25 protein-coding genes are annotated in these 23,807 nt (G+C 49.8%); 8 read left to right on the top strand and 17 right to left on the bottom strand.

Annotation, left to right across the window (positions count from 1 at the left end; all coding sequences use genetic code 11):
* The first annotated feature begins 54 nt into the window (after window positions 1-54).
* Complete coding sequence (locus tag ABD07_RS14450; protein WP_160818878.1) at window positions 55-759, top strand: NlpC/P60 family protein; 705 nt, start codon at window positions 55-57, stop codon at window positions 757-759.
* A 90-nt stretch (window positions 760-849) separates the two neighbouring features.
* Here the strand turns inward: ABD07_RS14450 and ABD07_RS14445 are convergent, their stop codons facing one another.
* From ABD07_RS14445 to ABD07_RS14425, 5 genes are all read right to left on the bottom strand, one after another.
* On the bottom strand, window positions 850-2,070 hold the full coding sequence (locus ABD07_RS14445; protein ID WP_160818877.1) for a class II fructose-bisphosphate aldolase: 1,221 nt from the start codon (window positions 2,068-2,070) through the stop codon (window positions 850-852).
* Window positions 2,071-2,108: 38 nt separating this feature from the next.
* Window positions 2,109-2,453 (bottom strand): hypothetical protein, encoded by a 345-nt coding sequence (locus ABD07_RS14440; RefSeq protein WP_160818876.1) that lies wholly within the window; start codon window positions 2,451-2,453, stop codon window positions 2,109-2,111.
* Window positions 2,454-2,479: 26 nt separating this feature from the next.
* Window positions 2,480-3,421, bottom strand: coding sequence for a CbbX protein (cbbX, locus tag ABD07_RS14435; RefSeq protein ID WP_160818875.1), 942 nt, complete (start codon window positions 3,419-3,421; stop codon window positions 2,480-2,482).
* A 155-nt stretch (window positions 3,422-3,576) separates the two neighbouring features.
* Window positions 3,577-4,011, bottom strand: coding sequence for a ribulose bisphosphate carboxylase small subunit (locus tag ABD07_RS14430; protein ID WP_160818874.1), 435 nt, complete (start codon window positions 4,009-4,011; stop codon window positions 3,577-3,579).
* A 20-nt stretch (window positions 4,012-4,031) separates the two neighbouring features.
* A complete protein-coding gene (locus ABD07_RS14425; protein ID WP_164502866.1) occupies window positions 4,032-5,507 on the bottom strand; it encodes a ribulose-bisphosphate carboxylase large subunit in 1,476 nt (491 codons plus the stop codon).
* Window positions 5,508-5,670: 163 nt separating this feature from the next.
* Here ABD07_RS14425 and ABD07_RS14420 point away from each other — a divergent pair, with 163 nt between their 5' ends.
* The 3 genes from ABD07_RS14420 (at window position 5,671) to ppsR (ending at window position 9,900) form a co-directional block, all read left to right on the top strand.
* Window positions 5,671-6,630 carry a LysR substrate-binding domain-containing protein gene (locus ABD07_RS14420; protein ID WP_160818873.1) on the top strand — a complete coding sequence of 320 codons (960 nt, stop codon included), beginning with the start codon at window positions 5,671-5,673 and terminating at the stop codon, window positions 6,628-6,630.
* Between the two features lie 67 nt (window positions 6,631-6,697).
* Window positions 6,698-9,073 carry a phosphoenolpyruvate synthase gene (gene ppsA / locus ABD07_RS14415; protein WP_160818872.1) on the top strand — a complete coding sequence of 792 codons (2,376 nt, stop codon included), beginning with the start codon at window positions 6,698-6,700 and terminating at the stop codon, window positions 9,071-9,073.
* Window positions 9,070-9,900: a posphoenolpyruvate synthetase regulatory kinase/phosphorylase PpsR gene (gene ppsR, locus ABD07_RS14410; protein ID WP_160818871.1), complete on the top strand. Its 831-nt coding sequence runs from the start codon at window positions 9,070-9,072 to the stop codon at window positions 9,898-9,900. The genes ppsA and ppsR overlap by 4 nt, the downstream gene beginning before the upstream one ends.
* Before the next feature lie 52 nt (window positions 9,901-9,952).
* On the opposite strand, the gene ABD07_RS14405 is transcribed toward ppsR, so the two are convergent.
* The 5 genes from ABD07_RS14405 to mutL all read right to left on the bottom strand — a co-directional run bounded on the left by ABD07_RS14405 (window position 9,953) and on the right by mutL (window position 15,294).
* The gene (locus ABD07_RS14405; protein ID WP_160818870.1) at window positions 9,953-10,096 is read right to left on the bottom strand and encodes a hypothetical protein; all 144 of its coding nucleotides are present in this window, start codon (window positions 10,094-10,096) and stop codon (window positions 9,953-9,955) included.
* Window positions 10,097-10,122: 26 nt separating this feature from the next.
* Entirely contained in the window at window positions 10,123-11,463 is a 1,341-nt protein-coding gene (locus ABD07_RS14400) for a hypothetical protein (RefSeq protein ID WP_160818869.1), read from the bottom strand.
* A 154-nt stretch (window positions 11,464-11,617) separates the two neighbouring features.
* On the bottom strand, window positions 11,618-12,007 hold the full coding sequence (locus tag ABD07_RS14395) for a surface-adhesin E family protein (protein ID WP_160818868.1): 390 nt from the start codon (window positions 12,005-12,007) through the stop codon (window positions 11,618-11,620).
* 65 nt (window positions 12,008-12,072) lie between these two features.
* Window positions 12,073-13,386, bottom strand: a complete 1,314-nt coding sequence (locus ABD07_RS14390; protein ID WP_160818867.1) for a hypothetical protein — start codon at window positions 13,384-13,386, stop codon at window positions 12,073-12,075.
* 114 nt (window positions 13,387-13,500) lie between these two features.
* Window positions 13,501-15,294 (bottom strand): DNA mismatch repair endonuclease MutL, encoded by a 1,794-nt coding sequence (gene mutL, locus ABD07_RS14385; protein ID WP_160818866.1) that lies wholly within the window; start codon window positions 15,292-15,294, stop codon window positions 13,501-13,503.
* 100 nt (window positions 15,295-15,394) lie between these two features.
* Between mutL and ABD07_RS14380 the strand changes: the two genes are divergently transcribed.
* Both ABD07_RS14380 and ABD07_RS14375 read left to right on the top strand, forming a co-directional pair.
* Window positions 15,395-15,994, top strand: a complete 600-nt coding sequence (locus tag ABD07_RS14380; protein WP_160818865.1) for a glycoside hydrolase family 19 protein — start codon at window positions 15,395-15,397, stop codon at window positions 15,992-15,994.
* Window positions 15,991-16,500 carry a hypothetical protein gene (locus ABD07_RS14375; RefSeq protein WP_160818864.1) on the top strand — a complete coding sequence of 170 codons (510 nt, stop codon included), beginning with the start codon at window positions 15,991-15,993 and terminating at the stop codon, window positions 16,498-16,500. The genes ABD07_RS14380 and ABD07_RS14375 overlap by 4 nt, the downstream gene beginning before the upstream one ends.
* A gap of 15 nt (window positions 16,501-16,515) precedes the next feature.
* On the opposite strand, the gene ABD07_RS14370 is transcribed toward ABD07_RS14375, so the two are convergent.
* The 5 genes from ABD07_RS14370 to ABD07_RS14350 form a co-directional block, all read right to left on the bottom strand.
* Window positions 16,516-17,817 (bottom strand): putative bifunctional diguanylate cyclase/phosphodiesterase, encoded by a 1,302-nt coding sequence (locus tag ABD07_RS14370; protein ID WP_160818863.1) that lies wholly within the window; start codon window positions 17,815-17,817, stop codon window positions 16,516-16,518.
* Between the two features lie 29 nt (window positions 17,818-17,846).
* Window positions 17,847-19,190, bottom strand: a complete 1,344-nt coding sequence (locus tag ABD07_RS14365; protein ID WP_160818862.1) for a cyclic di-GMP phosphodiesterase — start codon at window positions 19,188-19,190, stop codon at window positions 17,847-17,849.
* Between the two features lie 146 nt (window positions 19,191-19,336).
* Entirely contained in the window at window positions 19,337-20,203 is an 867-nt protein-coding gene (locus ABD07_RS14360; RefSeq protein WP_160818861.1) for a hypothetical protein, read from the bottom strand.
* Window positions 20,204-20,213: 10 nt separating this feature from the next.
* Window positions 20,214-20,615: an ExbD/TolR family protein gene (locus tag ABD07_RS14355; RefSeq protein WP_160818860.1), complete on the bottom strand. Its 402-nt coding sequence runs from the start codon at window positions 20,613-20,615 to the stop codon at window positions 20,214-20,216.
* Window positions 20,602-21,249, bottom strand: coding sequence for a MotA/TolQ/ExbB proton channel family protein (locus ABD07_RS14350; RefSeq protein WP_108699313.1), 648 nt, complete (start codon window positions 21,247-21,249; stop codon window positions 20,602-20,604). The genes ABD07_RS14355 and ABD07_RS14350 overlap by 14 nt, the downstream gene beginning before the upstream one ends.
* Window positions 21,250-21,570: 321 nt before the next feature.
* Between ABD07_RS14350 and ABD07_RS14345 the strand changes: the two genes are divergently transcribed.
* Complete coding sequence (locus tag ABD07_RS14345; RefSeq protein WP_160818859.1) at window positions 21,571-21,954, top strand: surface-adhesin E family protein; 384 nt, start codon at window positions 21,571-21,573, stop codon at window positions 21,952-21,954.
* A gap of 79 nt (window positions 21,955-22,033) precedes the next feature.
* Complete coding sequence (locus ABD07_RS14340) at window positions 22,034-22,384, top strand: DUF488 domain-containing protein (protein ID WP_160818858.1); 351 nt, start codon at window positions 22,034-22,036, stop codon at window positions 22,382-22,384.
* A 42-nt stretch (window positions 22,385-22,426) separates the two neighbouring features.
* Here the strand turns inward: ABD07_RS14340 and ABD07_RS14335 are convergent, their stop codons facing one another.
* Entirely contained in the window at window positions 22,427-22,966 is a 540-nt protein-coding gene (locus tag ABD07_RS14335; RefSeq protein WP_160818857.1) for a YaeQ family protein, read from the bottom strand.
* 37 nt (window positions 22,967-23,003) lie between these two features.
* Window positions 23,004-23,651 carry a DUF2959 domain-containing protein gene (locus ABD07_RS14330; protein ID WP_160818856.1) on the bottom strand — a complete coding sequence of 216 codons (648 nt, stop codon included), beginning with the start codon at window positions 23,649-23,651 and terminating at the stop codon, window positions 23,004-23,006.
* Window positions 23,652-23,807: the final 156 nt, after the last annotated feature.

Below are 23,807 nucleotides of genomic sequence, written 5' to 3'. Positions count from 1 at the left end.
TGCATAATTCCACCCGGGCTATGTATTCAATTCATAGAAATTCCGGGAGGGATTATGGCAAGCAGTGCAGTCAAACAAATTCAGCAAGCGCTGAAAAATAAAGGTTTTGATCCGAGCGAGATCGACGGCATTTGGGGACGCAATACTATCGCCGCAGTGATGCAATTTCAGCAACGCCAGGGTCTGGAAGTGGATGGCATCGTCGGTCCGAAAACTTCCGCAGCGCTTTTTTCCGGCACACCGTCCGCTATTCCGGCGAACAGCCCATTACTTCCTTGGTTTGAAGAAGCGCGGCATTTAATGGGCACGAAGGAAGTGCTCGGCAACAAGAGCAATCCTGTCATCATGGATTGGGCCAAGAATCTCGATATCGGTTATGCCGGTGACGATGTGCCGTGGTGCGGGTTATTTGTGGCGCATTGTGTTGGTACCACCCTGCAACAGGAAGTATTACCGGGAAATCCACTGGGCGCGCGGCAGTGGGAAAAATTCGGCGTTCCTACCCATCCTCGTCTTGGCGCTATCATGGTATTCTGGCGCGAATCGCTGGCGAGCGGAAAGGGACATGTGGGTTTTTATGTGGGTGAAGATGACGATGCCTATCAAATTCTTGGCGGAAATCAATCCGACGCAGTGTGTCTGATGTGGTTGAGCAAGGACAGGTTGCGCGGCGCGCGCTGGCCTAAAACCGCTGTTTCTCTGAATACCAGCGTTGTTATGAAAGACAGGAATGAAGGGTTGTCGGTGAATGAGGCTTAATTTTTACGCTTAACAGACCAGCACTTGGCATATATGGGGTGTGATCTGGTTCTGACCGGAGCCGGATTAACAGACAGGTGCAAGCATAGGCTATGCATCTACTAATTCCTTAAATCTAAATTCCGTATTTGATAAAGCCGGAGCAAAAGTAATACTGATTTTTTCAGGGTCAATTGATCGGGATAATTGATTGAAAAAATAGATATACTCCGGATGGGATTGTAAGTTGTTAACAGCATCGGAATGGGATAGCTGAATACGCCAGCATAAGCGATATTGATTCAATTCAGAAGGCGCCCAGCCGGAGAAGACTTGACGTACACCAGGAATAGTTGTCAAAGTTTTGCGGCTTTGTTCGATCAGGACATCTAATTGCTGTAAGCGATGGCCTTCAACGTAGCAAAGGATGATCTGTTCTGCGGACTGCCAAGGGCGGCACTGAATCAAAACTTCCGCTGCGCGGCCCGCTGATCCCCAGAGATGCATATACAATTTGATTTGTTCTTGGAGGCTTTCTTTAACACCGTGCAATGATTCAATATAGCCTTTTTTGTTGTTTTTTTGGCTATTGGAACGAATTACTGCGGCAGCAATATCGGAGAGTTCCGTGTAACAGTTAATTTTGGCAACGCCATTTAAAATCAGCTTATGGTATTGCTCTTCAACTAAGCCACTTCCGCCATGCAGCACCAGTGGAATGCCGAGTTCATCGTTAATGCGTTTCAGACGTTTGAAGTCTAATTTAGTGCTGCGATTGGGCTGGCGGCCATGGATTGTGCCAACGGAAACAGCAAGGAAATCAATTTTGGTACGTTCAACATACACTTTAGCTTCTTCTGAAGAGGTATAGACGACTTCCCCCAAGTTATTGATTGCATTTTCTCCTTCCACACCGCCTACAAAACCGAGTATTCCTTCAACTGCTGTGCCGCAGGCATGAGCGACTTCTGTAACACGGCTGGTTTGAGTGATATTGACGGGGAATGTTTCTGAAGAAACATCCAGCATGACACTGTTGCAGCCAAGATTAATCGCTTGAACGATGGATTCATGTTTCTTTGCATGATCGAAGTGGATTGCAACCGGCACTTTGGCGTGATGCGCAGCTCGTTCGACAGCCGGCATGATCAGGCTAAAATCTTGTTGATGGAAGAGCGGCTCAGAAAGATTGAGAATGACTGGTGAACGACAGAACTCGGCTGTCATGATAATAGCTTCCAAGAAGTCCAGGCTTACCAGTCCAAAACCACCGATTGCGTAGTTATTTTGATAAGCATGATTCAACATATCGCGCATATCTACAAGTGGCATTTTTATCCTCTGAAATTTAGGGGTGTGAAAAAATTATCTCAATGCATAATTTTTTCAAGTGCCTGATCCAAATCATCGAGAGCTGAACCCATGATCAGGCCTGCACAGCTATGGTATAGCCACAATTCACAAGAAATCGGCAGATGTAAGTTACGTCGTCCACGAATCTGAAACTCGCGCCATGCCAGAATCGGTTGATCATCTGTATTGCTATCAACACATAGCCACATAGTCCTGTCTAAGATGACTTCTAATCCACGATGCTTAAGTAATGTAACTCGCAGTGGATAGCCTAATCGCAGCAGCGCAAGTCGCCCGCGGTTATAACAAGCTGCTTCGATCGTTTTTGGGAAGATGCGCCAGGGTAGTGTCAGCGTTTCCATCGCTATCAAAAATATGTCTTAAGTTTTTATTTTTTATTTTTTGTATTAGGTTCACTATCCACCGCACTTTCAAGAAAAACACGACTCGCTAGAATATCTTCCGCTTCTAATGTGATGAGATCAGTTTTGGATAATGATTTCTTTGTTCCGGAAAATAATCGATTAGCTTGGCGGAGCCGAGCACGATCAAGCGCGTTACGAACCGAACGCGCATTGGCAAAATGCTCCGACTTCATACGCAGGCGTATATATTTTCCAAATGCTTCTTCCCCGGCTGAACTGAAACAGTAATTTTGGCTTTCTAACATCAATTTAGCAATCGCAACTAATTCATCCGGACCGTAATCCGGAAAGTCGATATGGTGCGCTATACGCGAGCGCATGCCGGGATTGCTATGGAAGAATTTATCCATACGATCTTTGTAGCCCGCCAAAATAACGACCAAGTCTTCGCGGTTATTTTCCATCGTCTGTAACAGAATTTCTATTGATTCTGCGCCATAATCACGTTCGTTCTCTGGCTTGTAAAGGTAATAAGCTTCATCGATGAAAAGAACACCTCCCATCGCTTTTTTTATCACTTCTTTTGTTTTGGGTGCGGTATGTCCAATATATTGACCGACCAAGTCGTCTCGGGTCACTGAAACCAGATGTCCTTCACGCACATAGCCGAGGCGGTGTAAAATTTCTGCCATGCGCAAGGCTACTGTCGTTTTCCCCGTACCAGGATTGCCGGTAAAACACATGTGTAAACTGGGTGCACCTGCAGATAGTCCCATTTGTTTGCGAACACGATCGACCAGTAACAACGCGGCCGTTTCGCGAATGCGAGTCTTCACAGGGATTAAACCAATCAACTCTTGATCAAGTTTCTCCAGTACTTCCTGAATATTAGATGCTTGGAACTCTGCATCCAGGTCAATTGATGGATCTTTAGTTGGTGTTAAGTTTTTAGACTGCTTAGACATGTTTGATCATCTCTATAGAATAGATACTGGCAACATATATTATTGTATTAATTTGATTAATAGAGCTATTCTGTTTATTGTGAATAAATTTCTTAAGCTTACAACTTGGTTTGTTAAGCATCGCTTTCTTCTTTAAGAAGAGAGCGATGCTTCTACTAGTAGCGTTCGGCTTCTGGTTCGTCGGTTGCGTAGGAATGGATGGTATAACTAATACAGCGTCCAGAACCTTCGTGACGTACCAAGCCAAAACCTGGCTCTTTCTTAGGCCGGTTTACAATATATGACATTGTTGGACTTTCCACTCCTCGTGTCGAGTTAAACGCAGTCACGCGGATATAGTGATTTGGAAAAGTTTTACGACAACTATTGATTTCCATCAGAATTCCAGCAGGGTCCTTCAAATCAAACATTGGATTGCCAAACATTTCCCAATAGGTATTCCTTGGATGAGGGTCATCTGTGTATTCTATTCCGATTGCCCAGCCATTTTTCAACGCATATTTGAGTTGTGTTGAAATTTGCTTGTCGGTCAACGGGGGCAGGAAAGAAAATTGCCCCTGTGTGAGTATATTACCTGGATTGGTCATCATAATTGTGTCTCCTAAAATGGTTAAACGCTTGCAGTTGTGGATGGCACAAAGTCAGCGGTATCTGTGGAATCGTAGTTAAAGGTGATATCTTTCCAGGTTTCCAGCGCTTGTTTGAGCGGCGTGCACCACTTGGCAGCATCTTCAAGAATTTTCGGACCTTCTTTGACGTAATCACGGCCTTCATTACGAGCCAGAACCATCGCTTCTAGTGCAACACGGTTTGCTGTTGCCCCTGCCTGGATTCCTTGAGGATGGCCTATTGTTCCGCCACCAAATTGCAATATCACATCTTCGCCGAGATAATCGAGCAATTGATGCATCTGACCTGCATGAATACCACCTGAAGCGACTGGCATAACTTTATTAAGTGACGCCCAATCTTGATCAAAGAACAGACCGTGTTCTAGATTTTTTTCAGTCTGCGTGTCACGCAAGGTATCGTAAAAACCCTTGATCATGAGTGGATCGCCTTCAAGCTTCCCAACTACCGTGCCCGCATGAATGTGGTCTACTCCAGCCATACGCATCCACTTGCAAATAACGCGGAAATTCATGCCATGGTTTTTCTGACGCGAGTACGTTGAATTACCCGCACGATGCAAATGCAATATCATGTCGTTTCTACGCGCCCATTTTGCCATCGACTGAATCGCGGTATAACCGATAACCAGATCGATCATGATAATGACTGAACCCAGAGATTTTGCAAACTCGGCTCTTTCATACATGTCTTCCATCGTGCCAGCAGTAACATTCAAATAATGCCCTTTGACTTCACCTGTAGCAGCAGATGCTTTATTCACTGCTTCCATGCAATACAGGAAACGATCACGCCAGTGCATAAAAGGTTGTGAGTTAATATTCTCATCGTCTTTCATGAAATCCAGGCCGCCTTTCAGTCCTTCGTATACAACGCGTCCGTAGTTACGTCCGGAAAGACCCAGTTTTGGTTTGGTCGTTGCACCCAGTAACGGGCGGCCAAATTTATCTAAACGTTCACGTTCTACCACGATACCGGTTGCAGGGCCTTGGAAAGTTTTCAGGTAAGCAACAGGAATACGCATGTCTTCCAGACGCAGTGCCTTGACCGCTTTAAAGCCAAAAACATTACCGATAATGGAGGCGGTTAAGTTTGCGATCGAGCCTTCTTCAAATAGATCGATATCATAGGCGATATAAGCAAAGTATTGCGCTTCGTTTTTAGTGCCCGGGCCTGTATTGGGAACAAGTTCGGACTTATATGCTTTGGCACGATAGAGTTCACATGCAGTTAGTCGGTCAGTCCATACCACGGTCCATGTCGCTGTAGAAGATTCACCTGCGACTGCCGCCGCTGCTTCTTCATGATCTACTCCCGGTTGAGGCGTGATACGAAACAGCGCAATGACGTCCGTATCTTTGGGTACATAGCTGGGTTCCCAATAACCCATTTTTTTATAAGGAATAACACCAGATTTGTAACGCTCTTTACCTTCTTTAATAGTTTCAGAAGCCATAATTTTCTCCAAGTTATTGAAAACACACGCTATAAACTTTAGTTAGGAAGCAGCTATCAGCGAGTGAAAATTATAGTAGAATTATTTAATTATAAATAACAATCAATTGTTTCAATGGTATTGATAGATGTTTGTCTATGATTAAAATGGAAAGGAGAATCTCGTGCGCCATAGCACCATACGACAATTGGAGGTATTCGAAGCGATCGCGCGATTGAAAAGCTTCACGCGTGCGGCCGAAGAATTGTTTCTGACACAACCGACAGTATCGATGCAAATCAAAAAACTGACGGATGAGATTGGCTTGCCATTGTTTGAACAAGTCGGGAAAAAAATTTATCTGACGGACGCAGGGAAAGAGTTGTATCAAACCTGCCTCGGTATTTTTGAACATTTCTCGCGCTTTGAAATGATTGCATCGGATATGAAAGGCCTGAAGTCCGGCAGGCTGCGGCTCGCGGTGGTGACCACTGCGAAATATTTTACGCCGCGTTTGCTGGGTATGTTTTGTCAGAAATACCCAGGGATTGATGTTGCGCTAAAAGTGACGAATCGCGAGCGCGTTCTGGAACGACTAACCAACAATCAAGACGATCTATACATCTTGGGTCAAGTTCCGGATGCTGTTGATGCCGTAGCGGAAGTATTTTTAGATAACCCGCTGGTTATTCTCGCATCGGCCGATCATCCCTTGTCTCGCGAAAAAAAAATCAGCATTGAGCGCATATGTGATGAACCCTTTATTATGCGTGAACCCGGCTCTGGTACAAGAATGGCGACCGAACGTTTTTTTTTAGAGCAAAATAAAAAATTGAAAGTTCGCATGGAGTTGGGAAGCAATGAGGCGATTAAGCAAGCTATTGTAGGTAGATTGGGAATCGCTGTTTTGTCGCGGCATACCCTGGCACTCGATGCACCGATGGGGCAGCTTGCGATACTAGATGTTGAAGGGTTTCCAATTGAACGTCACTGGTATTTTGCTTATCCATCGGGTAAACAGCTGTCGATTGTCGCGCAGACATTCTTGGAGTATTTGCGGCAAGCATCCGATTTTCTTGGAGATTTATCATGCCGCCATGCGATTTCCGGGCACTGCCCGTTGTTAAAAACTGAAACGACATAGAAACCGATGGTAGCATCAGCAGAACCAAGAGATTACAGATTAATGATTTGCTGGTAGGAGTATTACAATGACACACTATATCGCCTGGTTTGATCAATTAACGATGAACGATGTCGGCTTGGTTGGCGGTAAAAATGCCTCGCTAGGCGAAATGATCAGTCATCTTGCACAAGCCGGGGTTAATGTACCGGCGGGTTTTGCTACGACGACCGAGGCATACCGGGAATTTTTGAGCACCAATCGGCTGACCGGCCGGATCAATCAGTTATTGAACGGATTGGATGTCGACGATATCCAAGCGCTGGCCGTTGCCGGGAAAACAATTCGCGGCTGGATTCTGAATGCCACATTGCCGGATGCGTTGTTACAAGCGGTATCGCAAGCTTATGAAAAGTTGGCCGATGCAAGTGGTGACCGTGCCTCTTTTGCTGTGCGTTCGTCGGCGACTGCCGAGGATCTGGTCGATGCATCGTTTGCCGGGCAGCAGGAGACGTTACTCAATGTGCACGGATTGGATCAAATCGTTGCGGCGATCAAGGTGGTATTTGCTTCGCTGTATAACGACCGCGCAATCGCGTATCGCGTCCATCAAAATTTTCCGCATGAAAAGGTTTTTCTATCCGCCGGGATTCAAAAAATGGTGCGCAGCGACCTGGGCGCGAGCGGCGTGATGTTTACGCTCGATACCGAATCCGGTTTCCGTGAAGCGATTTTTATCACCGCCGCGTATGGATTGGGCGAAACCATCGTGCAGGGTACCGTCAATCCGGATGAATTTTATGTGTACAAGCGCGGACTGGCTGCCGGTAACCCTGCCATTTTATCGCGGCGGCTGGGTACTAAAGCCATCGAAATGGTATACGCGGATAAAAACAGTGACGGCGCTGCATTGACGTTGACGCGCGATGTTGAAACCGCGCGGCGCATGCGTTTTTCGCTATCCGATGCGCAAGTCGAAGCGCTGGCGCGGCAAGCGGTCATCATCGAACAGCATTATGGCCGCCCGATGGATATCGAATGGGCTTTGGACGGGCAAGATGGGCAATTGTATATTGTGCAGGCGCGTCCTGAGACGGTGGAAAGCCGTGCGGCATCGGTGCTGGAACGCTTCAAGCTTACGCGCCAGGGAGCTGTATTGGCCGAAGGGCGGGCGATTGGCAGCAAAATCGGTCAGGGAACGGCGCGCCTGATCACGAAGATCGATCAAATGCATCAAATTCAACCCGGCGATGTATTGGTGACCGACATGACCGACCCGGATTGGGAGCCGATCATGAAACGCGCGTCGGCCATCGTCACCAATCGCGGCGGACGGACTTGCCACGCGGCGATTATCGCGCGCGAAATGGGTATCCCGGCGGTTGTGGGCTGCGGCGATGCCACCCGTTCGATTAAAGACGGCGCGGAGGTCACGGTTTCGTGTGCCGAAGGCGATACCGGTTTTGTCTACGAAGGCCTGCTACCCTTTGAACATACCACGGCGGATACCGGTCAGCTGCCGGATTTGCCGGTTAAAATCATGATGAATGTCGGCAATCCGTCGCACGCTTTTGCGTTTTCCCGCATGCCCAATCAGGGGGTCGGGCTGGCTCGGCTGGAATTCATCATCAACAACATGATCGGCATTCATCCCAAGGCGCTGCTGGAATTCGACGCATTGCCGGATGATCTGAAGCAGCAGATCAATAGCCGCATCGCCGGTTACGGCAGCCCTGTCAGTTTTTATGTTGAGAAATTAACCGAAGGCATTGCCACACTGGCGGCGGCGTTTTATCCGCACCCGGTGATCGTGCGCACGTCCGATTTCAAATCCAACGAATACGCCAATCTGCTCGCAGGCAGCCGCTACGAGCCGCACGAAGAAAATCCGATGATCGGCTTTCGCGGCGCATCGCGCTATCTTGCACCGGCCTTCCGCGACTGTTTTGAACTGGAGTGCCGGGCGTTGCGCCAAGTGCGCGATGGCATGGGATTGACCAATGTCGAGATCATGATTCCGTTTTGCCGCACGCTCGAAGAAGCGGAACAAGTGATCGCGTTGCTGGCTTCGCACGGGCTGGAGCGTGGCAAAAACGGCTTACGCGTGATCATGATGTGCGAGATTCCGTCGAATGCAGTGCTGGCGGAAGCATTTTTGCAGTATTTCGATGGTTTTTCGATTGGTTCCAACGATATGACGCAGCTCACACTTGGCGTTGACCGCGACTCCAGTCTGGTCGCGCATGTGTTCGATGAGCGCAACCCGGCCGTGAAGAAATTGCTGGCAATGGCTATCGACGCATGCCGCAAGCAAGGCAAATACATCGGCATCTGCGGGCAAGGGCCGTCGGATTACCCGGACTTCGCCGCTTGGCTGTATGAGCAAGGCATCGGCAGCCTGTCGCTGAATCCCGATTCGGTGGTCGATACCTGGCTGAACATCGCCAGCTTGCACAAACCATGAGCAAACAAAAACGCACCGTTTTCTATTTATCCGACCGTACCGGCATCACTGCGGAAACACTGGGTCACAGCCTGTTGACGCAATTCGACGGCATCGAATGGGAAACCATCAACGTGCCGTTCCTGGACGATCTGGAAAAAGCCAACGACGTGTTGACGCAGATTAACCAGGCCGCCGGGCGCGATGGGTACCGGCCGTTGGTATTCAGCACTTTGTTGAAACCGGAGATTCTCGAGATCATCAAGCAGGCGAACTGCCGCGTCTACGATTTTTTCGAGACATTCACCCATCCGGTCGAGGAAGAGCTGCATCAATCATCGGTGCGCAAAGCCGGACGTTCGCATAGTGTGGAGCATCATCCGTCGTATTTTAAGCGCATCGATGCGATCAATTACGTGCTGGCGCACGACGACGGCGTCAATCCGAAACATCTCGCCGAAGCCGACATCGTCCTGACCGGTGTTTCGCGCTGCGGCAAAACACCGACTTGTTTGTATCTGGGCTTGCAATACGGTATCGCCGCAGCAAATTATCCGCTGACGCCGGACGACATGACCGTCATGCAGTTACCGGGAGTGCTGGAAAACGTAAAAAGCAAATTGTTTGGTTTGACACTTACGCCAGAGCAACTACATTTCATCCGCCAGGAGCGCCGCCCGGACAGCTTATATGCCGCGCTGGCGCAATGCCAGCGGGAGATTCAGTGGCAGGAATCATTGTTTCGTCAGTTCAATATTCCGTACCTGGACACCACGCGCATCTCCATCGAGGAAATCAGCGCCATCATACTGAATCGTTGCGGGTTGAAGCGGCGGTTGTATGGGTAAGATAAATCGCAAAATGTAACTTTAATTGTTAAATGACCTTAGAGGAAACTTATCAATCCGGGATGGTCGCTTCTATATCATAAGTTCCATTGTTATTCTTGTTAATGATGATTTGAATGGCTTTGTTATTTAGAAAACTCTGAACTACTGCTGCAACCTGATCAACTGGTATATTTCTTAATGGTTGGATAGACACTTTAAATTCTCCGTTTTAGTTGGTTTTTATGGAATCATAAGCTCACTTATAGCAAGATCTCGCAATGATTTATTCTCAGAGCCATATATTAGTAATGTTGAAGAAAAGTTATATCCTCTATTTTTTAGCCAATTATTTAGTTTCGTGTTGTTATCTGGGTTAGATTTTTGCCAAGCTATAATTCTTGCCGTGTTCTTATCGGAGTCAAAATTTTGGGCTGCGACACGTTGATTGATTCCATGTTTAATAATTTCTAAGCAACTGTCTTTGATTTCACGCAATTGTTGTTTTTGATCTTTATCCCAATCACTTTCTGGGAAATAGCCAAGTGTTGCCATACAAGATTCTTCAATGTAATTTTTATCTAGAACTTTTTCTACCATGGCTTGTACTGCTTTTGCGATTGACTCTGTTGCCGTTTTGTCTAGTTGTACACGCGATATTGGAGTACTAAATTCGCTGGAGCTTGTGGTGTTGGCAATTGTATTGTTCAAAGAAAAATCTTTAGCTTTCTCAATAACTGCCCGATTTTTCTGTGCTTCTTCGTAAAGTTTCTTGCGAGTTTGAACTGTATTATCTGCTGCATCAACTTCACGTTGAGCACGATCAAGTTCTTCTTTACTTCTTTCCCAATTTTTCTGTGCTGTTGCTTTTTCTGCATCAGTCGCTGAGGAGTTATTCACTTGTTTGTTCCGTTCGGCTTTTGCTGCTGTTTCAGTTTTTTCTTGACTGTTACGAGCTTCTTCCGCAGATTTTAGTGCGACTTTTGCTTCTTCTAGCTCATTATTTTTGTTTGTTTCGTTTTCGCGTGCGGCATCAAGTAGCGCTTGATTTGATAGAAGGCTGGCTGATGCTGAAGCGCTGGTTGTTCCAGTTAGTGCTGCTTGATTGGCTGCAACGGCTCCTGTTAATTGCTCAACGGCCAGAATGACTGCAGTTAAGTCTTGACTGCGCCCAAGAAGGGTAACGATTTGAGTTGGACCAGCAGCATTATTAATAAATGCTTCGCACATTCGATACAGCGCATCACGCATTAAAGTGATCGACTGTGTGCGCAGCCCGATACTTGCGATAGAAGCTTGTTGACTATGCGAAAGCGCACCAGAACCTGCACGCGGAACGCTAGCGCTGATGCCAAGTGAAGCGGCATAAGCAGCCATTGCATCCGGACTTGGTTCAGCGCAAATCTTGCCAAGATTATTAATTAGTACTAGCCGTTGCTGGGCATCAAGGTGAATTGCTTTTCCTTCCCTGCCATCGAAACTGCCAATCAGTGGAGTAGTGCGGCTGATGGAATTAAAATTAGCGCACGATGTTAAGCCTAAGATACAGCTTAATATTAGTAATGAATTAAATATTCTTCTCATTATTAATTTTCAATTCAGATTATTGTTAATATGTATTATTTTTGACTAATAAGATTTAGATGTGTTAACTAAAAGTAACTTCATCGACTGTTAGAAAAGTCACAAGTAATCAGAAAAATCTGCTTAAATATTTATTTGATAAATTTATTATTCATTAATCACACGCCACTTTCCATTCCACTTCCTCCGTGCTGCCCGGCTTCACCATTTCCCATTTCTGCGGCTGGTTATACGAGCGGATGAGGTCGCCGTGTTCCATGTTCAAGCTGAAAAGCGAGTAAGCGAGGGTGCGGATTAGTTTTTCCTGGCAGTCGTATTCGCGCCGGATTTTTTCCGATAGAAACTCGGCCCCGGCAGCTTTTTGCAGCGTAGGGTAATCGAATAGAATCGCCATTTTGGCACGGCCCGCTGCTTTGCGGATCGAAGCAGTGTCGGCATACAGAACTGAGCCGCCTTTGCGGTCGCTTTCGCTGATGCGGGTCCATTCCGCCATTGTGCCGGTGCTGGCGAGCATTAGGGTTAAACCAAAGAATACTTTTCTCATAAAACCTTATTGTTGTTATCCGGGCGGAATTGCTCCGGGTGAAAGCAATGGAATGCAATATTCCGTTATTTTTGTCCGCCATCATCGGCGGCAATTACCAGGTTCTTTTTAACGATGGCTTGCGCGCGTTCGATTTTTACCGTGTCTTTTTTCAGGATCGCATCATTGTCGACCGATTTGACGCTGATGCTATGTTCACCGACCGGTACGTTACTCAGCACATAAAATCCTTGCTCATCGGTAATCGAATGGATCTGCGGCAATTCAGTCAGAAATACTTCCGTTTTCTTCGCGCTAGCGTCTTGAATGGTGATAACCCCGGCAATCGCGCCATATTGTAGTGCTTCGCTGCTTCCCGGGGTGATTTTATTGGCGATCGACCGCACCATGAGCAGGATCGTTTCCGATGCGAATCCGGCGGTGAATGCCAGTACCACCGAGTTGGTGATATTGCCCGGTTCGATCAGATAATACGCCAGGATTGCGAGAAACGGCGCTGAAATGTACTGCACCATTTGAAAGATCAGGTGCTCGCGGAATTCGTATTGCGTTAGTTTGGGTTGCTGTTGCGTGGCGATGTGCTCCGAGCCTGCTTGCTTTTGCAGTTCCGGCAGCCGCCGGGTGAGACTGATACTGCCGCCCATCAAGGCCATAATGATGAAATAGAGGGGAATGAGAAGCCCATCCTTCACTTGGCAGGTGACCGACTTGCCAAAGTTTGGATCGTCGCTTTTAGTACAGTGCTCGATATGTCCGCCAATGTTGATAACCCACGCACTGCCGAGGGTTCCGCCTCCTGGGTTTTGTGCTTTTTGAACAGCGTCTTCGGGTTCGGCATTAGATTTGGAACAAAGCAGGGTTTTGGCTTTCGGGTCCAGGGAGCAGCCAATAAATACAGCGATCGGTCGTTCGCGCAGTGTGTTGAGATATCGCCCTGCATCGGGTTTTGCCAGATTTTGTCCGGTGGATTCCTGTTGGACAATTCCGCCAGCCTGACCGGATGTTTTTTCCACAAAACTGAACAGCGGGTTGATGAAAGGATAAAAAGTCAGCAACAGCGATATCAGCATGAAGCTATACGCAAAGATCATCCATTTATTGCGCTGCCGGGATCTGATCTCTTCGATTCTTTTCCTCTCGTCTTGCGTCGATCCTTCCGCCGGTAACGCTTCAATCGGATAAGTGAAAATATGCACAAAGACGATGCACATGGAAATGACGATTGGAAGAATGGGAATGCCGCTTTCGCCATCCAGTATTTTAAAGATATAGATGGCTATACCGAACAATAAGTTGATCACATGAGCGGCGATCCATAGCACGTTAACTTTTGCCCAATCTTTCATTTCCGCAAAGAAATCTCCGCGACCTGCACTCATGTTATTTCCCCTTTTTCAATGTCCTGTATCAAGAAAAAGAACTTCTCCCAGCACGCTGATGTTAGCGTAATGCGAGTGATTTGTATCGTAAAGATATGAATCGGCGGCATCGCTTCATTTTCCGCGCATAAACAGCTTATCCAAATCTGCCAGACTGGTTTCAAACCAGGTCGGACGGCCGTGATTGCATTGACCGGATCGCTCGGTTTGTTCCATATCGCGCAGCAGGGCGTTCATTTCCTCGAGGGTCAATCTGCTGTTGGCGCGGACTGCGCCGTGGCAGGCCATGGTGGCGAGAATTTCATTGCGTTTCGCGGTGAGAATCTGGCTGGCGCCGTATTCGCGGATTTCACGCAGAATGTCGCGCGCAAGCTGGGCGATGTCGGCATCTTTCAGCGTGGCCGGAACCGCGCGCACGGTCAGTGTGGCGGGTGACAGGACCGCGATATCAAACCCCAGTTGTTCCAGCGTGCTGTGATTTTCTTCAACAACGGCAACCTCCAGGCTATCGGCGTGAAAAACGACCGGGATCAGCAGCGGCTGCATCGCTATTTCATGCTGGTCGAGCGCCTGCTTGAGTTGTTCATACATAATCCGTTCGTGTGCCGCATGCATGTCGACAACCACCAGGCCGCGCGCATTCTGCGCCAGGATATAGACGCCGTGCAGTTGTCCCAACGCGAAACCGAGCGGGTGGCTGTCGGGTTTTTCTTGCGTTGAGATGGCTTGATCGGGTTTTGCGGTTTGTGCAGCGAAAGTATTGGCCGGTGTTGCTGGGTGTGCACGAGGTTCCACGCCAAACAAAGTGCCGTAAAAACTGTTTGGTTGCGATACCGCTGCGGATTGTGCCTGACCGGTCTTGGGGTAGGCAGGAAATGACCGGGCCGGCGGTTGTTCCGGTTCAGCGGTATTGATGGTTCTGCTGGGCGTGGCGAGCGCTTTGTTGATCGCGTGAAAAATGAATTGATGCAACGCACGCGCCTCACGGAAGCGGACTTCGGTTTTAGTGGGATGCACATTGACATCGACGCTTTCCGGGTCGATTTCGAGAAACAACGCAAAAGCCGGGTGCTTGTCCAGATGCAATACATCGCGGTAGGCTTCGCGCAGCGCGTGCGAAATCAGTTTATCGCTGACGAAGCGGTTGTTGACAAAGAAATACTGCGCGTCGCGCGATGACCGCGCATAAGCCGGTAATGCCACCATGCCATGCAAGCGCATGTCTGCGGATTGTTCGTCTACCGGGGCCGCTGTTTGACCGAATTCTTCGCCCAGAACCGCCGCGATCCGTTGCGCGGAATTCGTGGCGCGTAACAGGCGGCGTACTTTGCCATTATGTTGCAGGACAAATTCAATCCCAGCTTGCGATAGCGCCAGGCGTTTGAAGGTTTCGTCGCAATGCGCGAACTCGGTGGCTTCCGATTTCAGGAATTTGCGCCGGGCGGGAATGTTGAAGTACAAATCGTTCACATCCAGCATCGTTCCGCAGGCCAGCGCAGCGGGTTCGGGTTGCGAGACCGCTTTGCCTTCGATTTCGATCTGCCACGCATGGCTTTGCCCGGCTGGACGGCTGGTCAAGGTTAACCGGGAAACGGCCGCGATACTGGCCAGCGCTTCGCCGCGAAAACCCAGGCTGGTGATCCGGTGCAGATCCTCGAGTGTGCTGATCTTGCTGGTGCTGTGGCGCGTCAGCGCCAGCAATAATTCGTCTTTGGCGATGCCGCTGCCGTCATCCGTGACGCGAATTTGCTTCACTCCGCCCTGTTGCAATTGCACGGTGATTTTTTTTGCACCGGCATCAATGCTATTTTCCAGTATTTCCTTGAGCGCCGACGCAGGGCGTTCGACCACTTCGCCCGCGGCGATTTGGTTAATCAATAATTCGGGGAGCGGTTTAATCGTGGGCATAACAAGCTGCGGTTATAAAATTGTGATTATAATGCGGAAGCAACCAAGTTCATTGTATGCCGACCAGTCATTTCACTGTTAAACATTTGGGAGAGCGAAAATGTTACCCCTGGATAAACTGAAAACCCATGTTCCCGATGCCGTGCTGGCCCAAATCCCGGATTGCGCCGCCAAGTTTGGCATCGATTCACCATTGCGCCTGGCGCATTTTCTCGCACAATGCGCACACGAAAGTGCGGAATTCAAAGCGTTGGAAGAAAACCTGAATTATTCCGCCGACGGATTGAAAAAAGTATTTTCCAAATACTTTCCCGGCGATCTGGCGGATAACTATGCCCGCCAGCCCGAGAAAATCGCCTCGCGCGTTTATGCCAACCGCATGGGTAATGGTGACGAAGCCAGCAAAGAAGGCTATAAATACCGTGGCCGGGGCTATATTCAACTGACCGGTAAAGATAATTACAGCGCGTTTGCCAAGGCGATCGGCGACGATGTCACCGCCAATCCGGATTGGGTCAAAACCAAATATCCACTCTTATCCGCAGCGTGGTTCTGGAGTACCAAAGCACTCAATGACTTGGCCGATCAAGGCGCGAGCGATGACGTGGTGACCAGGATCACCAAGAAAGTAAATGGCGGAACGCTAGGGCTGGATGACCGGATTAATCATTTCCAGCAATATTACGCGTTATTGGCTTGAAAACGGTCGCGCTCATCGGCGGATTGCTCGGCCTGATTGTCGCGCCCGTTTGGGCCGGGGAGTCGCATTGCAGCGCGCAGGAGCAAATCGTCTTTTCTTGCTCGCTCGGTAAGAAAATGGTTTCGGTATGCGCATCGAACGATTTCTCCGCCAATAGCGGTTATCTGCAGTACCGTTTCGGATTGAAAGGCGCGCCGGAGCTGGTGTTTCCCGGTTTGACGAAAGCCGCTCCGGCCGCGTCGTACGTGCAAGCGCGAACGCTGATGTTCGCAGGCGGTGGCGGCGGTTATCTGCGTTTTATCAACGGGCCGCATCACTACATTGTCTATACCGCGATTGGCAAGGGATGGGGCGAAAGAGACGGCGTGGCGGTGGAAAAGAACGGGCAACGGATTGCCAATCTGGGATGCCGGGATGTTCCGCTGTCGAAGTTAAGCGAAGAATTTTTCAGCCATGCCAGTTTGCCTGCTGACCGGGATGAATTCCAGATTCCGGGGCTTGATTAATCCGGCAGAACACACTCAGTTTTCGGTTGCCATGTGCGTCGAAGTTCGCAAAAAATCGAAGGATCGATTATTGACCGCTTCGATGAGCTCCGGCAACGGCATGGCTTTGCCGATCAGGTAGCCTTGAATGACATCACATCCTAATGTGCGTAGACGCTGGTAAGTCGCAAGATCTTCCACACCTTCGGCGACTACCGACAGATTCAGCCGGTGCGCGAGAGTGATCATGGAATCGACGATGCGGTCGTGCTTGTGGCGGGTTGCCATATGCCGGACAAATACCATGTCGATTTTCACTTCGTCCAAAGGCAAATCCAGCATGCGCGCCATCGATGAATAGCCGGTTCCGAAATCGTCCATAGCGAGCTTCAAGCCCATCTCCTTCAGTTTATATAAGGTGTCTAGCGTACCCGCATGATTGGCCATGACCGCTGTTTCAGTCAGCTCAATGGTGATATCGCCAGCCGGGACATTCCACAAGGCTAAGCCTTGCGCGACAAGTTCCGTGAGTTCCGGATCGCGCAGATCGTCGGCGGAAAAGTTAATCGAAATACCCGCATGTAATCCGGCCTTGCGATATTCAGCGCATTCTCTCAACGCAGTGTGGAAAACCCACAGCGTGAGTTTGGGCATGAGCGCGGTTCCTTCCGCAATCTGAATCAATTTATCCGTTCGAATCGGCCCATGATTGGGGTGATTCCAACGCAGCAACGCCTCGGTTGCCTTGATCTTGCCGCTAGCGATATCGATTTGCGGTTGATAACCCAAATGCAATCCGCCTGTTTCGATGGCATTTCCCAGATCGGACCAGAGATCGATATGGAAAAGCAAGGGGTTTTCCAGTTCGGCCACAAAAAGCTTGATCGGTTCTTGCTCCAGTTTCGCCTGACGTACTGCCGAACTGGCACTGCTCATCAATTGATCGAGCGTGTGGTTGCTTTCATCGGTTAATGCCACGCCAATGCGCGGCGCAAGGATGATGTTTCTTCTGCCGAATGCAAAAGGTTGCGCCAAAATCCGGATAATTTTATGCGCGGCTAGCATGGCATGCGCATCGGTGAGCAAATCGGACAGCAAACAGCACAATTGATAGCGCCCGGTTATGCCGACCAGATCTTGCGGATTCAAAGCATTTTTGAGCTGCTCCGCGACTTGTTGCAGTATGTCGTCGACGACGGTAAAGCCAAGCACGCCGTCCAATTCCGCCAGCCGCTCAAAGTTGACGATCAGCACCGCGCTGCGCAGACTGGTGGGGTGCGGACTGCCCAATTGGCGGGAAGCTTGTTGCAAGAAATTCTGATAAACAAGTACAGTCATAAATTCACGGCGCCGGTAAGTGCAACAGCTTATAAGTAATATTTTTGAGGATCGATTCCGTAAGCGCCCTGGGGCAGATCATTGACGATGGCATACTGGATGCCGCTAGGGCTTGCGCCTGCGGTTCTTAAGTCCAGGGTCAGCGGGGTGCTGCAGGGTTTCTTTCCGGCATCGCAAATGATCATGATGCAAGGAAGAAAGCGTTGTGTGCGATTATGCGTGAGCACGATGGCAATCTCGCCCGTATTGAGCTCAACCAGGCTGCCTACCGGGAACATGCCGACACACTGGGCAAATTGTTCCACCAACGTATAATTGAGGCCGTTCTGTGCATTTTCCTTGAGTTCCTTCAAGGCCTGGAATGGTTTCATACCCGGCATGCCGGGTTCTCCCCAGATAATCTCTTCATAACTATCGACGATAGCCGCCATGCGAGAATAAGCGTGCAATTGATTGGCGTACAAACCGAAAGGGTAACCATTGCCGTTCTCGCGTTCATGGTGCTGAAGAATAATTTTAATGACTTCTTCCGGCGCGTTATCCAGCTGGGAAGCAATCTCTTCGCCATAGGCGATGTGCTGTTTCATCAGCTTGCGCTCATCCGGCGTGAGCGACATGTTTCTTTTCGCTTGAATCGCTTTGGGTAAGCGTAATTTGCCGATATCCATCAGCAATCCGCCCAAACCCAGTACTGACAATTCCTGGCGCGGAAGACCGAGATGCCGTCCGAAAGCCAGTAAGTGCACCGAAGTTTTGATGGCGTTGTCGTACAGCGCTTTCCCTGTGGTCTTAAGCTGCGCCAGCAAAAGCGCGGCATCGGGATTGCGGATAATACTTTCACATAACGTGTCGACGACTTCGTGCGCAGCTTGCAGATCGATCTTGATATCGCGTTCAAGGTTGATACTGATATCGCTGAACAAGGTAGATGCGATGTTGTATGCTTTTTTGGCAGCGGGAATCTCCTGCTCCGCCGTGCAAATATCCGCATAAGTTCTAACGCGCCGCAACACATCCAGCGACTCCGCTTCTTGCGCTGCCGCAGGCGGCCGATGCCAGCTCGTAGCACTGGATGAAATGCGAGAATCGCTGTGAGGCATGGGGTGGTGCCGCCCTGGAGATGGCTGGGGAAAAGAATCCGGCGCGGTAGCATTGTGCGGTGCGCGTTGTTGCGCAATGAACGGCTCGCTTCTGTCCGTATCCACGTAAACATGTAAGCAATAGCGCTTAAGCTCGTCAATGTCATCCTGGGACTGGATCAGGATACCTTGAATCGGATAGGGTGTTTCAAGCCAAGGGCGATCAAGATCGCTGACAAACATTCCCAGTTGTAAGTCATTAACGGAAACTTTGATTGTACTATCGCTTATCATTCCAAGAAGGCCGCCGGATAGGTAAATAATATTTATCTATCAGAGTGTAATGTTTAATTTCGGGTAAATAAAAATGGAGATCGCGGAAGCTTTCTCATATTCTAGTGTTACGACGTGTTGGGGGTGTTTCTTAAGTCCGGCAGACTTTACCGTACAGGATTGATAAAAAACTCGCGCATCAGAAATTCTTCCAGTCCGGCGGTATCTTTTTCGCGTGCCGATAACACGACGACACGGTGAAGGCGGTGCGATTCCCAGTTGAAATCTTCCTTGTAATGTTCGCGGATCAATTGAATCATACGGCGGATAATGGCGAGTTCGACATTGCCATCCGGCCCGGCTTCGACGTGCACCGTTTGCAGGCGGGGATTGCTCTGCCCCGTGGTCCAGGCGCGGAATGAGAATTCGGCGGTGCGCGGGCCGATGCGGATAATCTGGAATATGCCGCTGGTGCCGGGGTTTTGCAGATTGCGCCGGATATTGGCCATGCGAATCTCATCCGCGGACAGTTGCTTGGCTGTGGCGGCAGGAGCGGAATCCGGCGTATCGAAAAGCCCTTCCGCGCGGCGGCGCGCTTTGGATTGATTGATATATTCGGAAAGGTCCGACGGTGCATCCGCAGGCGGTTGCGCTTTGGTTTTCGCGACTTCTTTCGCAGGAATCGGCGCCTTGGGTTTGATCGGTTTATCGGCAGCCTTGGGCTTGGTTTGTGTCCGTGACGGCGGCGTTTGCGCGGGTAGCGGCGGTGATTTGGGCGCGGGCTTGGGTTCTTCGATTTTGGGTTTCTCCGGTTGCGGCGGGGGCGGGGTGGGCGCGGAAGCGGGCATCGAGCTGGTGGCGTTTTCGTCTTCGCTCAGATCGATAAAGCTGGCGGCGATGGGCGGCGGGGTGTCGATTTCCACCTCCGGCACGGACAGAAAAAATCCCAAACCCCAGATAATCAGCAGCCAGACGAGCGCAGCCAGCGGCAACGGCCACCATAGGCGAATTTCTCTCGATCGGGAGCTGGCCATGCTTTTTACGTTATTTATGTTTCACTGCAATCAGAAAATGCTGTGCACCGGCGGCGCGGGCGCGCAGCATGGCTTGCACGACCATGCCCTGCGGCGCATCGTTATCCGCCGAGACGATCAATTTTTGCTTGGAATCCGCGAGCAACGGTTTGAGCGTGTTGGCGAGCGTATCCAGCGTGACGGCCTTCTGATTGATATAGATTTTGCTGTCCTTGGTTAATGTCAATGTAACCGGTTTTTCCGCGCTGAGCTTTTCCGCTTGCCCCTCGGGCAAATCCACCTGCAATGAATCCAGATTTTGCATCGATAACGAAGCCAGCATGAATGTCGCCAGCAAGAAAAACATCACGTCGATCATCGGGATGATCTCGATTCTGCCTTTCTGAACCGTGCGCGTTTTACGGAGCTTCATCGCTAGTACCCTGTTGATCCAGACGGATGTTGTCGATCAGCCGCGTACCCAGGCGTTCCATTTCGTCCATCGTCAGCGATTGTAAGCGGGAAAAATAGTTGAAACCGAACAACGCCACCAGTGCGATGGCCAGACCGACGACGGTTGCGATCAGTGCTTCCGCCACACCGCCGGTTACTGCGGTGGGGTTGACCACGCCTTCGCTGCCGATCACCTGGAAGGCGCGCATCATACCGACCACGGTTCCGACCAGCCCCAGCAGCGGCGCGGCGGTGACGATGGTTTCCAAAGCCCAGAGACGGCGCGCCAGCGCTTCTTCGATAATCTGCGCTTCATCGGCGGCGCGCGATTCGGTCCACCAAGCCGGTTGGTGCCGGTTGGAGATCACGACCTCGAAAAAACGCTTGTAATAGTGGCGGCTATCCAATCCGGAAAGTATTTTTTCCAGATCGTTCCATTTGAAACCGTAGGTTTCCACCAGGTTTAGCAAATCGTTGGATAATCGCGCGTAGCGCCAGTAGATAAACGCTTTCTCGAACATGATCGCCAGCGCGACAATCGCCAGCAAAACCAGCGGAACGATAATGATCCCGCCAAGCTTCAACATGACCCAGGCTTGATTCAACTCTTCCATTATATTTAACTCCAGATTAATGCTATTCATAACGCGGTAGACTTCCAGTACCCGGCGGATTCAATGCACACAAGCAATTCTTGCAGTCAGCCAAACGATGCAGAATGTCCGCACAAAATAAATTTTCCTTGCTGCCATGACGAGGCTGGCTGGATGCTAAGAATAGTTGAAAACACCCACAGTGGAAACTATTTAGTGGCAAAATGACCGGCATTTATTGCTTTCTGCAACAAAGAGGAAGCCCCGGTGGGAATGACCTGCGGCGTGGGGATTCTGGGGGAGAAGAAAATAAAATTGCACAATCAATTATAGCGATTAATCATGAAAAAATGTGTATTGGTGCTTGTCTTACTGCTAGTCGCGCTACCCGTGCAGGCCAAATGGGTGAGCGTGGATATTGCCGGGAAACCCGATGAAACGCACTATTTTGATCCCGAAACCCTGCGGAAAGACGGCCAGTTCAGGAAGATCTGGGTGTTGTCCAGTTACGCTGAGAAGCAAAAAGGCGGGCATCACGCGGTGAAAACTTTGTATGAATTCGACTGCACCCGCCACAAAGCCCGCTCGATCACCATGCTGCTGTACCCGGACAAAGAAGCCACCGGCATGGTGATCGGCGCACACCACGAAGAATCTCTCGATTGGTTCGGCTTTTCAGCGAATTCGATGTTCCGGCATGTTGAAGAAACGGTTTGTATGGATTGAACCAACCGGTTGGCATTTGGCGGCATAGCGGAATTTGCAACAAATGTTAATCCGATGAATATGGATGGAGTAACCGCCGATGGTCATTTTGCTGAAACGTGCATACGAGGCACCCGGGCCGGATGATGGATTCCGCGTTCTGGTAGACCGGCTTTGGCCGCGAGGAGTCTCCAAGGATTCGGCGCGCATTGATTTGTGGCTCAAGGATATCGCTCCCAGTACATCCCTCCGGAAATGGTTTGATCACGATCCAGCAAAATGGAACGAGTTTAGCGATCGTTACCTTTCAGAACTGCGCCATAATGCTGGTGCAGCGGAGCAACTCATGGAACAGGTGCATCGGGGACCGGTTACACTCGTGTACGGTGCAAAGGACAAGGAGCATACCCACGCGCTGGTACTCAAAACGTATCTCGAGAACTTAACGTAACGTTAGCATTCCATTGTCACGCACTAGCGTGTTGAAGCCGGGTTAGCCGACGGCTTGCAAGGTCGCCCATCCCACCTCGCATTCCCCCGCTTCCGCCGCCACATAAGCCGATTGCTCGCTAATGGTGACGGAAATATCCATCGTCCGTTGTACCAGCTTGGCCAATGCCTGAATGTCCGGCGGTTGAAACTGGAAAATGGCTGCGGTCAGTTCGTTGAATTTTTCTTGTTCCTGCATCCACCACACGTTCGATTTGGCGTTAAAGCTGTATACCTTGACGGTTTGCGCGATCCGGGTGGCTTTTTTGATGCGCTCGGAGGCGGGTTCGCCGACGTCGATCCATAGCGCAATCCGGCCATCCGGGGTGTGCGCCCAGAGGTCGGGTTCTTCGGCGCTGCTCAGTCCTTTGGTGAACGTCAGCCATTCCTGCGCATTGAGGCAGTACGCGAGCATGCGCGCCATCATCCGTTCCAGCGTTTCGGACGGATGCTGCGCGATGGTCAGGTTGAGGGTGTCGTAATACTGGCGGTTGAGGTCGGTCAGCGCGATTTTGAATTTATAAATGGTCGGTTTTAGTGCCACAAATGCCTCGTTGCATTCTTTAAGCGATTGACCGGTATCATTTATTTTCCATTGTGCTGATGAATGCATTTGCTTCATTGATGGATTTTTCCATCGAAGCGATCAAAACCGAAACATCCGATTTGATGTTGCCCAGTTCGCCTTTGAGCGAAGCGATCGCGCGTGCATTGAGGTTGTGTTTGAGGTACATGACTTGATCGTTAAACACGGTGAGGATGGGTTCGATCTTGGCTTCCGCTTGTTTCATCGATGCAATCAGCTGGCGGTAGTGCACCTGGGTGGCGTCGAGTTTTTTCTGGCTGTTTTGCCGCAGCGACGCATTACTGTATTGCGTGATCTCCTGTTTCCATTCGGTGAACAGGGCTTCCGAGACGCTTTCGATATCGGCGATGCGGCTTCGCACTTCTTCCGCCTTACCGGCGCTGGCTTCGTAGGCGTCGTTCAGTTTTTTGTAAGTGGCTTCCAGATCGCCGCCTTGGAAATTCGTCGCGGCAGTGAATTGTTCCAAGGCAGATTTGAATTGCTCTTTGGTTTCTTGTTGCGTGTCGCGTGCTTTCTCAACGCGGTAGACCATCACGTCGCGTTTCGGAATGCCGACTTTTTCCAGACCTTCGAGATACATTGTGGTGCAAGCCGTCAGCATCAATAATACCGGCAGGCTGAGTAAGCGAATGACATGATTCATGCGTGTCTCCAATGAAAGTTTATATTAATCAATAATGGTGATGATGTTCGTCAGCGTAATACGCCGCGCCGTAATAATTGCCGGGCTACTTTCAAGCCCCATAAAATAGGGTGGCGGCGCAGCATTGGTGTGACTTCCACGCGCACACCGGTGTGC

The organism is Nitrosomonas oligotropha (assembly GCF_009833085.1).
GTDB classification, from domain to species: domain Bacteria; phylum Pseudomonadota; class Gammaproteobacteria; order Burkholderiales; family Nitrosomonadaceae; genus Nitrosomonas; species Nitrosomonas oligotropha.
The sequence above is the reverse complement of the archived record's forward strand: the minus strand, read 5'-3'. Positions and strand labels throughout refer to the sequence as shown.